Origin of the sequence: Enterobacter cloacae complex sp. IR53030 (assembly GCF_049238365.1) — a bacterium.
In the GTDB taxonomy this organism is placed as follows: Bacteria; Pseudomonadota; Gammaproteobacteria; order Enterobacterales; family Enterobacteriaceae; genus Enterobacter; species Enterobacter kobei.
In genome coordinates, this window is record NZ_JBMKHA010000002.1 from 78,645 (window position 1) to 90,984 (window position 12,340).

At 57.5% G+C, this 12,340-nt stretch carries 11 protein-coding genes and 1 pseudogene; 11 read left to right on the forward strand and 1 reads right to left on the reverse strand.

Translation table 11 applies throughout. The features are described from left to right. Positions 1 to 62: 62 nt before the first annotated feature. Positions 63 to 1,559, reverse strand: a complete 1,497-nt coding sequence (gene ansP, locus ACOTXR_RS02215; RefSeq protein ID WP_014883943.1) for an L-asparagine permease — start codon at positions 1,557 to 1,559, stop codon at positions 63 to 65. Between the two features lie 417 nt (positions 1,560 to 1,976). Here ansP and ACOTXR_RS02220 point away from each other — a divergent pair, with 417 nt between their 5' ends. The 11 genes and pseudogenes from ACOTXR_RS02220 to ACOTXR_RS02270 all read left to right on the forward strand — a co-directional run bounded on the left by ACOTXR_RS02220 (position 1,977) and on the right by ACOTXR_RS02270 (position 12,258). Beyond that, complete coding sequence (locus ACOTXR_RS02220; protein ID WP_058689925.1) at positions 1,977 to 2,516, forward strand: AAA family ATPase; 540 nt, start codon at positions 1,977 to 1,979, stop codon at positions 2,514 to 2,516. Positions 2,517 to 2,626: 110 nt separating this feature from the next. Beyond that, complete coding sequence (locus ACOTXR_RS02225) at positions 2,627 to 3,628, forward strand: LLM class flavin-dependent oxidoreductase (protein WP_045282142.1); 1,002 nt, start codon at positions 2,627 to 2,629, stop codon at positions 3,626 to 3,628. Further along, positions 3,625 to 4,746, forward strand: coding sequence for an amidohydrolase (locus ACOTXR_RS02230; RefSeq protein ID WP_058689926.1), 1,122 nt, complete (start codon positions 3,625 to 3,627; stop codon positions 4,744 to 4,746). Before ACOTXR_RS02225 ends, ACOTXR_RS02230 begins: the two co-directional genes overlap by 4 nt. A gap of 17 nt (positions 4,747 to 4,763) precedes the next feature. Further along, positions 4,764 to 7,027 (forward strand): annotated as a pseudogene (locus ACOTXR_RS02235) (NtaA/DmoA family FMN-dependent monooxygenase). A 9-nt stretch (positions 7,028 to 7,036) separates the two neighbouring features. Beyond that, positions 7,037 to 7,546, forward strand: coding sequence for a GNAT family N-acetyltransferase (locus tag ACOTXR_RS02240; RefSeq protein WP_421766974.1), 510 nt, complete (start codon positions 7,037 to 7,039; stop codon positions 7,544 to 7,546). Between the two features lie 9 nt (positions 7,547 to 7,555). Then, positions 7,556 to 8,482: an amino acid ABC transporter permease gene (locus tag ACOTXR_RS02245; protein ID WP_058689929.1), complete on the forward strand. Its 927-nt coding sequence runs from the start codon at positions 7,556 to 7,558 to the stop codon at positions 8,480 to 8,482. Beyond that, positions 8,466 to 9,239 (forward strand): amino acid ABC transporter ATP-binding protein, encoded by a 774-nt coding sequence (locus ACOTXR_RS02250; protein WP_050862006.1) that lies wholly within the window; start codon positions 8,466 to 8,468, stop codon positions 9,237 to 9,239. The genes ACOTXR_RS02245 and ACOTXR_RS02250 overlap by 17 nt, the downstream gene beginning before the upstream one ends. Positions 9,240 to 9,248: 9 nt before the next feature. Further along, entirely contained in the window at positions 9,249 to 10,136 is an 888-nt protein-coding gene (locus ACOTXR_RS02255; RefSeq protein ID WP_045133982.1) for a transporter substrate-binding domain-containing protein, read from the forward strand. A gap of 41 nt (positions 10,137 to 10,177) precedes the next feature. Next, the gene (locus tag ACOTXR_RS02260) at positions 10,178 to 10,795 is read left to right on the forward strand and encodes a glutathione S-transferase family protein (protein WP_058689930.1); all 618 of its coding nucleotides are present in this window, start codon (positions 10,178 to 10,180) and stop codon (positions 10,793 to 10,795) included. A 37-nt stretch (positions 10,796 to 10,832) separates the two neighbouring features. Beyond that, a complete protein-coding gene (gene pptA / locus ACOTXR_RS02265) occupies positions 10,833 to 11,063 on the forward strand; it encodes a tautomerase PptA (RefSeq protein WP_014883932.1) in 231 nt (76 codons plus the stop codon). Between the two features lie 193 nt (positions 11,064 to 11,256). Further along, a complete protein-coding gene (locus ACOTXR_RS02270) occupies positions 11,257 to 12,258 on the forward strand; it encodes a Kdo(2)-lipid IV(A) acyltransferase (RefSeq protein ID WP_058689931.1) in 1,002 nt (333 codons plus the stop codon). Positions 12,259 to 12,340: the final 82 nt, after the last annotated feature.

The window sequence follows — 12,340 nt, forward strand, 5'->3', positions numbered from 1 at the left end:
CGGGCCTGCAAAAACGATAAGATGTAGGCCGGGTAAGGCGAAGCCGCCACCCGGCTTTTTTATTAACGCGAGGTCTCTTCCACCAGCGGTGCGTCGTGTTTTTCATCATCAGGATGAACCGGCGCGGTGCTGTGAATTTCGTGAACGCGTTTACGTACGCCGAACCAGCCTGCGATCAGCAATACGGCCAGCAGCGGAATGGTGGCGATGGTATAGGTACCGTTCGGGTAGTCGAACGCCATCAGTACCAGCACACTAAACAGGAAGAGCAGGGTGAGCCATGAGGTCACCGGTGCGCCCGGCAGCTTAAAGCTGACGTCAGCGGCTTTGCCTTCTTTAATGGCTTTACGCAGGCGCATCTGGCAAACCACGATAAAGGCCCAGGAGGCGATAATCCCAAGTGCGGCCACGTTAAGAACGATCTCGAAGACCTGAGACGGCACCAGATAGTTCAGGAATACACCGAAGACATACACCACCAGGGTCGCCAGAATACCGGCATACGGTACGTGCTGCTTGCTCATCTTCGACATGAACTTCGGCGCAGAACCGCCCATCGACATAGAGCGCAGGATACGACCGGTAGAATAAAGGCCGGAGTTGAGGCTGGAGAGTGCCGCCGTCAGTACCACGATGTTCATGATACTGCCAACGTAAGGCACGCCGAGCTTGGAGAAGAAGGTGACAAACGGGCTCTGACCAGCCTGATAGGCATTCCACGGCAGCAGCAGAACCAGCAGCACCACGGAACCAACGTAGAACAGACCGATACGCCAGATCACGCTGTTAATGGCTTTCGGCACCATGGTCTGCGGGTCTTTACATTCACCCGCTGCGGTACCGACCAGTTCGATAGAGGCAAAGGCAAACACGACGCCCTGAACCAGAACCAGCGCAGGCAGCAGACCGTGCGGGAAGAAACCGCCGTTATCGGTTATCAGGTGGAAGCCGGTGGCATTGCCATCCAGCGGCTTACCGCTGCCGAGGAACACGGTCCCGACGACCAGGAAAATCACAATCGCCAGCACTTTTACCAGCGCAAACCAGAACTCCATTTCGGCGAACCACTTCACGCCGATCATGTTCATGGTGCCGACAATCGCCAGCGCACCAAGGGCAAAGACCCACTGCGGCACGTCACCGAACGCGCCCCAGTAGTGCATGTAGAGCGCAACGGCGGTGATATCGACGATACCGGTCATCGCCCAGTTGACGAAGTACATCCAGCCTGCCACGTAGGCCGCTTTTTCACCGAGGAATTCACGGGCGTAGGAAACAAAACTCCCGCTGGACGGACGATGCAGCACCAGTTCACCCAGTGCGCGAAGAATGAAGAAAGAGAAGATCCCGCACACCAGATACACCAGGGCGAGAGCCGGGCCAGCCATTTGCAGACGCGCACCAGCACCTAAAAACAGACCTGTTCCGATAGCGCCGCCGATGGCGATCATTTGCACCTGACGGTTGCCCATCGCTTTGTGGTAGCCCTCTTCATGGGAGTTCAACCAGCGACGTTTAGCAGCGTGATGATCGGCTGCGCTTTTATTGCTTGTTTTCATTGAGTTACCTGTTTGCCTGTCTGAACCATTATCGTGATAGTCCTGCCTGGCAGAGAGCGATACAAACGATTGCTTCTGCGCAAACACATGTCGCCTTCCCAGTCATTCTGCGTATGGATAAGGCGAAACATGGCGAGGCATCCTACCTACAATTCATAAGCGACGCAAAATATAACCGTGTCGAAAGTGATGCAGGTCGAAGGAAATCGTGTGGTCAGAGCAGATGAGGATTACAACACGCTGAATCGTGGCGAGTTTTTAGACAGAACTAATAGTGAAGTGCTGCTTTAATCATCAGAAATCCTTAATAATTACGTTGAGGTAGCGCGCAATGAGGCAGCGCGTCACGGGCATTTCATTAACAAAAATAAAACGATATGATCCGAAATGTTTTCTTCAGCATGGCCAGGCGGAACGGTGAAAATCAATATTATCGGTACCAGCGGGAGCGGAAAGAGTACGCTTGCCCGGCGCATCGCGACGGAACTGTCGCTCCCTTATATTGAGATGGACAGGCTCTACTGGCGCCCTGAATGGAAGGGAACGCCCGATGAGGAGCTACTGGAGACGCTGGCAAATACGCTTGCTGCCACACCCGGCTGGGTGCTTGATGGCAACTACAACCGCACGCGCCCGGTGAAATGGCGTGAGGTTGATCTGGTCGTGTGGGTGGACTGCGGTTTTATCCGTACGCTCTGGCAGGCGGTGACGCGCGCGTTTAAACGCGCATGGCACCAACAGGAACTGTGGCCTGGCACCGGAAACTGCGAAAGCTTCCGCCGCTCATTTTTCAGCCGGGAATCCATCATCATCTGGACCCTTAAAACCTGGCGCATTAACCGCGAGCGTTACGACGCTGATATGAAAAACCCGCAATACGCCCACATTCAGTTTGTTCGCATCACCCGTCGCCAGGAGGCGGATGCGCTGATTGCTTCGCTGAAAACTCATCCCTAGCAGGGCGCTGTATATCTGATTTCCAGAAAACTAAATGTAAATTAATTGTTTCTCAGTGGTGAAATACGCCTTTAATAATGTCGACATGTTAAGTCAAACGAGAACGCAACATGTCATGGCGAATCAGCATTCTGGACAAAAGCCCCATCGCTGAAAACGAAACGGCTGCCGATGCACTGGCGCGTACGTTAGCGCTGGCGCAGCAGGCAGAAAATCTGGGCTATCACCGCTTCTGGATTGCCGAACACCACAATACCCCTCAGCTTGCCAGTCCCTCGCCGGAGCTGCTGATTGCCTGGATCCTCGGGCAAACAACGCGCATCCGGGTCGGTTCCGGGGGCGTCATGCTCCAGCACTACAGCCCGTATAAAGTCGCCGAGAATTTCAACGTGTTGGCCGCGCTGGCGCCCGGCCGCGTGGATCTTGGCGTCGGAAAAGCGCCTGGGGGATTACCGCTCTCGACCCGCGCGCTGCAGCAGGGGCTGGATCAGCAGGAAAAGGGCAGCTTTGCCGAACAGCTGGCCCAGCTCGATCGCTGGATCCGCCCTGAAAACCACTCTGCGGAGGAAGCCGTTCGCGCCACGCCGCAGCCGCCGGTACCTGCACAGGGTTTTCTGCTGGGCGCCAGCACGGAAAGCGCGCTGCTCGCCGCATCACTCGACTGGCACTTTGTCTTTGCCGCGCATCTGAACGGAGATCCGGAACTGTTACGCGAGGTGGTTTCGACCTGGCGTAAGAACAGCGCGCGGGAGGTGATAGTGGCGGTGCAGGCGATTATCGCGCCGACCCAGGTTGAGGCCGAAGCCCTGGCGCAGAAGGTCGAAGTGTGGGGTGTTGAGCTGGCAAACGGCCAGCGCGTGACCGTCGCCAGCGAGGATCAGGCCTATGCCTTTGCGCGTCAGGCCGGGAGTGAGCCGGTGCGCATCGCCCGTCGCGCCCAGTCGCTGCTGGTGGGGACGGCGGAGTCGGTGCTGGAACAGCTGAACGCGCTACACGCGCAGTGGGGGATCGACGAATTTATCATCGACACGCCGGTTGCGGAGGGGGCAACGCGCGTGCAGTCCCTGCGTTTGCTGGCCGAGGCGCGTCTGAACAGGGAGGTTACCGTATGAGCTTTGGTGAACAACTTATTGCCTGGCGTCGCGAGCTGCATCAGAACCCGGAGCTGTCCGGCCAGGAAGTGGAAACGACGGCGCGCCTGCGCCGGTGGCTGTCAGCCGCGGGCATCACGCCGCTGCCTTACGACCTGCCGACCGGTGTGGTGGCGGAGATCGGGACCGGTAACAAACTGATCGCGCTGCGGGCAGACATTGATGCCCTGCCCATTGAGGAGCGCAGCGGCGTGCCGTTTAGCTCGCAGCAGCCCGGCGTGATGCATGCCTGCGGACACGATATCCATACCAGCGTGATCCTCGGTGCAGCGTTAAAACTGAAAGCGCGGGAAGCCTCGCTTAAGGGGCGGGTGCGTATCCTGTTTCAGCCAGCCGAAGAGAACTTTGGGGGGGCGAAGAGCATGGTGCGGGCCGGTGCCCTGCAGGATGTCAGCGCGATTTTTGGGATGCACAACGAGCCAGGCCTGCCGGTCGGTGAATTCGCCACCCGCGGCGGGCCGTTCTATGCCAACGTCGACCGCTTCGTGATCCGCATTACCGGTAAAGGCGCACACGCCGCGCGCCCGCATGAAGGCAACGACGCTATTCTTCTGGCCAGTCAGCTGGTGACGGCGCTGCAAAGCGTCGCCAGCCGCAATGTGAATACGCTGGATTCGGTAGTGCTGAGCGTGACGCGCATCGCCGGGGGCAACACCTGGAACGTGCTGCCGGAAAGCGTTGAGCTGGAAGGTACGCTACGCACTCACCGCACGGAAGTGCAGCAAAACGTGAAAGCCCGCGTGAGGGAAATTGCGGCCGGTTTTGCCAGTGCCTTTAGCGCGCAGATTGATATCACCTGGTTTGCCGGGCCCACTGCGCTGGTCAATGACCAACGCTGGGCCGATTTCGCCACCTCGGTCGCCCGTGAAGCGGGGTATGAAACCCATCACGCAGAGCTACATATGGGCGGAGAAGATTTCGCAGTCTATCTCCAGTCTGTTCCCGGCGCGTTTGTCAGCATCGGCAGCAACAGTCCGTTTGGTTTACACCACCCGGCATTTAATCCGGATGAAGCCTTAATTGAACCCGCTGCCCGCTATTTTGCCCAGCTTGCGGAACACGCCCTGCAACACGTCTGATTAATCATGAGGTAAATATGTCTGCACATCGTCAACTGCGGCTCGGGACCATTTTGCATGGCGCATCCGGAAATATGTCCGCCTGGCGTCATCCGGCGGCCGTCGCGGATGCCAGTATCAATTTTGATTTCGTTAAAGAGACGGCATTAAAAGCGGAAGAGGGCAAACTCGATTTCTTATTCGTTGCCGACGGTCTTTATATTAATGAAAAATCGATCCCGCATTTTTTAAACCGCTTTGAACCCTTAACGGTATTATCCGCGCTGGCAAGCATTACCTCGCGCCTGGGGCTGGTGGGAACCTTATCCACCTCCTACAGCGAGCCCTTTACCACGGCGCGGCAGTTCGCCAGCCTCGACCACCTGAGCAACGGACGTGCGGGCTGGAACGTGGTGACTTCGCCGCTGGAAGGTTCAGCGAAGAACTTTTCCCGCGAAAAACACCCGGAACATGCGCTGCGCTATCGCATTGCCGATGAGTATCTCGACGTGGTGAAAGGGCTATGGGACTCCTGGGAAGAGGATGCCTTTATCCGTAATAAAGAGAGCGGTCAGTTTTTTGACCCGGGTAAACTGCACACCCTGAATCATTACGGGGATTTCTTCCAGGTCGCCGGGCCGCTCAATATTGGTCGCACGCCGCAAGGGCGTCCGATTGTCTTTCAGGCCGGTGCGTCGGATGACGGGAAAAAACTGGCGGCGAAGCATGCCGACGCCATTTTTACCCACCATGACACCTTTGAAGAAGCGAAAGCGTTTTATCGTGATGTGAAGCAGCAGCTGGAAACGAACGGTCGTCGCGCGTCAGATTTGCATATTTTCCAGGGCGTCAGCGTCATCGTTGGCAACGATGCAGAAGACGCTGAAAACCAGTACCAGACTACGGCGGCGCTGGTGTCGATTAACGACGCCCTTAACTACCTCGGACGTTATTTTGAGCATCACGATTTCAGCCAGTATCCGCTCGACGAGCCGTTCCCGGATATCGGCGATCTAGGCAAAAACAGCTTCCGCAGCACCACCGATGAAATCAAGCGTCACGCCCGCGAGCGCAGCTTAACCCTGCGCCAGGTGGCGCTGGAAGCCGCGTCGCCGCGCCCGCGTTTTTCCGGCACACCGGAAGAGGTCGCAGACGGTCTGCAGGCCTGGTTTGAAGGCTATGCCGCAGACGGCTTCATCATTCAGGGCGGCACGCCAGATACCTTCCCGCGCTTTGTTGACCAGGTAGTGCCCGTTTTGCAGGCCCGAGGCCTTTTCCGTACCGACTATCCCGGCACCACGCTGCGCGACAGCTTAGGTCTGGATCAACCGAAAAACACGTTCACACAACAATAAAAGAGAACACCGCTATGCAGAAAACATCGCTTATTCTGGCGCTCGCGCTGGCCTTTACCCCTGCCGTCTGGGCAGAGAATGTGAATATTAACGGCACCGGCGTGAGCATCGAGGCCAATAAAACGCCGATCAACACCGTCAAAAACGGTGATGCGGTGGCGCAGCTACCGAAGGATTATCGCTTTGCCGTACCCGGGAAATTTACCGTGGCGGTGGCGGGGCTGAATCAACCGCCGCTTACGGTTTTCTCCGATGACAACAAAACGCTGTTGGGAAGCGAGGTCGACGTCGCTCGCCTGGTGGCTGACAGCCTCGGGCTGGAGCTGAACGTGGTGCCGACCTCGTGGGAAGACTGGCCGCTGGGCGTGGCGTCCGGAAAATACGATGCCGCCATCAGCAATATTACCGTCACCAAAGCGCGCAAAGAGAAGTTTGATTTCGCCACCTACCGTAAGGACTCCCTCGGTTTCTACGTGAAATCGACCAGCCCGATTACCTCGCTTAAAAAAGCAGAGGACATCGCCGGGCTCAGGATTATTGTGGGCTCCGGTACCAATCAGGAAGCCATTCTGCTGGCATGGAATGCCGAGAACCTCAGGAAAGGGCTGAAACCCTTTACTCCGATCTACACCAAAGACGATGCGGCGCAAACGCTGGCGCTGCAGTCCGGGCGCGCGGATGCCTACTTTGGCCCGAACGTGATTGGCGCGTGGAAAGCGGCGCTCAACGGCAAAACCAAACTCGTCGGCAGCGTGGACGGCGGCTGGCCGAAAGCGGCGCATATCGCGGTCACGCTGAGAAAAGGCAGCGGCCTGGTCGAGCCGGTGCAAACCGCGCTTAATGGCGTAATCAAAAACGGCGATTACGACAAAGTACTAAACCGCTGGGGAGAAGGGGTTGAGCGCATTGCTCATTCCGAGGTAAACCCGGCAGGTCTGGGAGATTAAGGAGGCGCTATGCGTGAACAATTTCGTGATGTTTCGCCGGAAGATGCCGAACTGCAGCCGATTATCGAGGGGCTGTTCGGTGAATATGCCGCCCGCTACGGCGACTACTTCTCTAAGGACGCGGAAGTGGAGCTCACGGCGTGGTATTTAGCGCCACAGGGGCTGTTTATCGTGCTGGAACGTGACGAGAAGATTATCGCCACCGGTGCGTACAAACCCTTTGATGAACGGACCGCCGAAATTAAACGCATCTGGACGGACAAATCCCTGCGTCAGCAGGGGCTTGCTGCCCGCGTGGTGCAGGAACTGGAGCGCAGGGCGGTGCTGGCGGGTTACAGCCAGATCTACCTGACGACCGGTTTTCGTCAGCCGGAAGCGGTGCGGCTCTATCTCAGCCAGGGATACCAGCCGCAGTTCGATCTCACCCGTGACCCGGAAGAGTACAGCCAGCCGCCGTTTGACGGTCGGCTGCGTTTCACCAAAACGCTGGTACGTGAAGCGTTCAGTAAAACCGTATGAGGAACGACGATGAGCAACGTTGAAACCATTAAGGTGGTCCCGGCGCGTTATCCGCTGCGGACCGTCGGCGCCGTGGTGGCCCTGTTTATCCTGGCCGTTGTGATCCAGTCCGTGGCCTTTAACCCGCGCTGGGAGTGGGCGGTGTTTGCCCGCTGGTTCTTTGACCCGGTGATCCTCGCAGGTGTCGGGCAGACCCTGCTGCTGACCCTGATCGGCACTGCGCTGAGCGTGGTGATTGGCGGCCTGCTGGCCCTGGCGAGACTCTCTTCCTCCTGGCTGTTAAGCAGCCTGGCGTGGGGATACATCTGGTTGTTCCGCTCGCTGCCGCTCATAGTCGTGCTGATCATCCTTTACAACTTCTCCTATCTCTACGACACGCTCTCGATCGGCGTACCGTTCACCCGCATCACCTGGGGCAGTTTAGAAACCATCAACGTGCTCGGGCAATTTTCTACCGCGGTGGTGGGGTTAACCCTCGTTCAGAGTGCCTATACCGCCGAGATCATTCGTGGCGGATTCCTCGGGGTCGATCACGGCCAGTATGAGGCTGCCGCCGCGCTCGGCCTGCCCGCATGGCGTCGCACGGTGCGGATCATTCTGCCCCAGGCGCTGCGTACCATATTGCCCTCGGGGTTCAATGAAATTATCAGTCTCGCCAAGGGTACGGCGATGGTGTATGTCCTGGCGATGCCGGAGCTGTTCTATACCATCCAGATGATCTACAACCGCACGCAGGAGGTGATCCCGCTGCTGATGGTCGGTGCCGCGTGGTACCTGGCGATCACCACCGTTCTGTCCGCTATCCAGTATGGTGTTGAGCGCGGGCTCGCCCGCAGCGAACGCCGCTCCGCCGTGAACCAGAACAGCGCCACCCGTCGTAGCCGCGCTGTCACCACCACGCCTGCACAGGAGCCCGTCCATGCAAGCCTCTCCTGAAGGACATATTTCAATTACCGGCGTCAGCAAATATTTTGGCCGCCATAAAGCGCTCGACAACGTCACGCTTGAGATTCCGCCGGGCTCCGTAACGGTGATCCTCGGGCCGTCCGGCTCGGGTAAATCGACGCTGCTACGCACCATTAACCACCTGGAGCGCGTCGACGAAGGCTTCATCCAGATCGACGGGGACTACATTGGCTACCGTCGTCAGGGTGACAGGCTTTACGAACTGAAAGAGAACGAGATCCTCAAGCAGCGCGTCAACGTGGGCTACGTGTTTCAGAACTTCAATCTCTTTCCGCATCTCACGGTGCTGGAAAATCTGATTGAGGCGCCCATCGCGCATAAAAAGCTCAGCAAGAAAGAGGCGGTGGAAAGGGCATATAGCCTGCTGGATGTGGTGGGTCTGAGGGATAAAGCGGACGCCTGGTCCCGCCATCTCTCCGGCGGCCAGCAGCAGCGCATTGCCATTGCCCGTGCGCTGGCGCTGCGTCCGCGCGTAATGCTGTTTGACGAGCCTACCTCGGCGCTGGATCCGGAGCTGGTGGGGGAAGTCCTGGACGTCATCAAAAAGCTGGCCCGCTCAGGCACCACGCTGGTGGTAGTCACGCATGAGATCGGCTTTGCCCGGGAAGTGGCGGATCAGGTGGTATTTATGGTCGACGGGAAAATTGTGGAGCAGGGCAACAGCGACGACGTTTTAAACCGTCCGTCGCACCCGCGCACGCGCCAGTTCCTCTCTAAAGTGCTGTAAGGAGCGCAGATGAAATATGGATGTCTGGTTGGGTTGTTCTTCACGACGGTGAGCCACGCCGGGATTGATGTGCAGGCCAACGAGCAGCCGCTGCCGGTGACGGTGGATCGGCAGGCGGTGGCGAAGATCCCCGCGAACTACAGGTTCGTTGAGCCGGGAACGCTGACGGTTGCCGTTTCCATGCTGAACTCTCCACCGCTGGCGCTGCTGGCCAGCGACAATCGCACGCGCATCGGCAGCGATCCGGATATCGCCCGCCTGCTGGCGGGCAGCCTGGGGCTCAAGCTGAAGCTGATACCGACGGCGTGGGAAGACTGGCCGCTGGGGATCGCCTCCGGGCGCTACGACGTGGCGCTGGTGAACATTGCGGTGACCGAACAGCGTAAAGAGAAGTTTGATTTTGCAACTTACCGCGTCGATTCGCTGGCGTTCTCGGTGAAATCCACCAGCGAGATTCAGTCGATCAACAGTCCGGAAGATCTGGCCGGGAAAAAGGTGATTGTCGGCTCGGGCACCAATCAGGAGCGCATCCTGCTGGGCTGGAACGAGGAGAACAAAAAGGCGGGACGCGAACCTGCGCTGCCGGTCTATCTCCACGACGATGCCTCGGGCAATCTCTATATTCAGTCTGGCCGGGCGGATGTGTTATTTGGTCCGCAGTCGGTTTCGTCCTGGAAAGCGGCGCTCACCGGAAAAACGCGCGTCGTGGGGTTAGGCCCAAAGAAAGCCTTTGTCGCCACGACCACGAAAAAGGGGAATGGGCTGGTGTACGCCCTGCAGGCCGCGCTGGACGGGGCGATTGCGCGGGGAGAGTACCAGAAGGTGCTGGCGCGCTGGGGTGAACAGGGCGAAGCGGTCACGCAATCGGAGGTCAACCCGCCTGGGATAACCTACTAATGGTGCTCTACACTTAGGGTTTTCATCCCTGAGGGGGCAACATGATGAAACTTTATGGCGTACCCGGCTGGGGCTCGGCAATCAGTGAAGTGATGCTGACCCTGGCCGATATCCCTTATCAGTTTGTGAACGTGGACGGGTTTGACCAGCCTGGTCCGCAGCGTGAGTTGCTGCAAAAGCTCAATCCGCTGTGTCAGGTGCCCACGCTGGCGCTGGAAAATGGCGCCATCATGACCGAAACGGCGGCGATTGCCCTGATGGTACTCGACCGTTGTCCCGATCTTGCGCCGCCCGTGGGGCAGGCCGAACGCCAGCAGTTTCAGCGTTTGCTTATCTGGTTTGTGGCTAACGTCTATCCCACTTTTACGTTTGCAGATTATCCCGAACGCTGGGCGCCCGACGCACCGGAACAGTTGCAGAAAAACTGCATTGCGTACCGGAAATCCCTCTATTTATGGTTCGAAAGTCAGCTTAAAGCCGCGCCGTTTGCATTGGGAGAACGGCTGACGCTGCTGGATGTGTATATTGCCGTGGCGCGCACCTGGGGGCCTCGTCACGACTGGTTTGCTGCCAATACCCCGAAATTTACGGCGATCGCCGATACCGTCTGTCAGCTGCCAGAACTGCACAAGGTGTTAAAGGCAAATACTATTATCTGATAACGTGAAGCGCTCAACCACAACAGGAAACCTGCATATGCCACACGTAGATATCAAATACTTTCCCCGCGATCTCAACGACGAACAAAAAACCGCGCTGGCGGCCGATATTGCCGAAGTGATTACGCGCCATCTTAACAGTAAAGATCGTTCCATTTCGGTAGCGCTGAATGAAGTTCAGGAAGCAGACTGGAAAGCCCAGGTCTGGGATACCGAGATCGCCCCGAAGATGGATGACCTGATTAAGAAACCGGGATATTCAATGTAAGTTTTATGCCGGGTGGCCGCTTCGTCTTTCCCGGCTTTGTCTGCCTCTCCAGCCTTCTTTCCGCAAAAAACGATAAAAATAAGTTTAATCTTATCCGGTACACTTTACGTTCCTGACTGACATTTTATAAATCCTTAGGAAAGATCGACAACAGAATCAATTAAGGACAGCAACGTTAAAGGATAATTTTCTCATGACAAAATTACCCCGGTTTTCACCTGCCTTTTTCCATCCTCGATACTGGCTAAGCTGGACAGGCATCGCCGCGCTATGGCTCATTATGCTACTGCCTTATCCGCTGTTATTCAGAATTGGACATCGCCTCGGGCGGCTGGCTATGCGCCTTCTCCCTCGCCGCGTGGCGATTGCCCGCCGCAACCTTGAGCTATGCTTCCCGCAGATGAAAGCAGAGGAGCGTGAAGCCTTGCTGCAGCGTAACTTTGAATCCGTGGGGATGGGGGTAATTGAAACCGGCATGGCGTGGTTCTGGCCCGAATGGCGGGTGCGTAAATGCTTTACCGTGCGCGGGTATGAGCATATGGAGCAGGCCAGGGCGCAAGGAAAGGGCGTGGTGCTGGTTGGCATGCATTTTCTCACCCTTGAACTGGGCGCGCGGATTTTTGGCATGCTCAACCCGGGCATTGGGGTTTATCGTCCGAATAATAATGCGTTGCTGGACTGGCTTCAGACGCGCGGGCGTCTGCGTTCTAATAAAACCATGCTGGACCGTCATGATTTAAAAGGCATGATCCGCGCCCTGAAGCAGAATGAGATTCTGTGGTACGCCCCGGATCACGACTATGGCAAGACTAACAGCGTGTTTGCACCCTTCTTTGCTGTCCCGGATGCCGCAACTACGGCAGGAAGCTATATGCTGGTAAAAAGCGCTCAGCCCGCCGTGATTCCTTTCGTGCCGCGTCGCAGGGCGGACGGAACCGGTTACGAACTGATTATTCTTGAGGATATCAGCGCGTCGTTGCAGGGTGCTGACAAAGAGACGGTTGCAACGCAGATTAACAGGGCTATCGAGCGAGCCGTGCTGATGGCACCGGAGCAGTATATGTGGCTCCACCGACGCTTCAAAACGCGCCCGGAAGGCCAGCCGGACAGGTACGCCCGCCGCAAGAGCGTGGCATCGCGAGCGGATATTCTCTCCGCCGACGAGCTTACTGACCGCTCGGGCGTCCAGCACTAAGGGAGCATCCTGCCCTCACCATGCGGTGAGGGCCTGCGGTACGGCGCATAGTCCGCAGGCCACCAGGGCTGCTGTCGAGTAT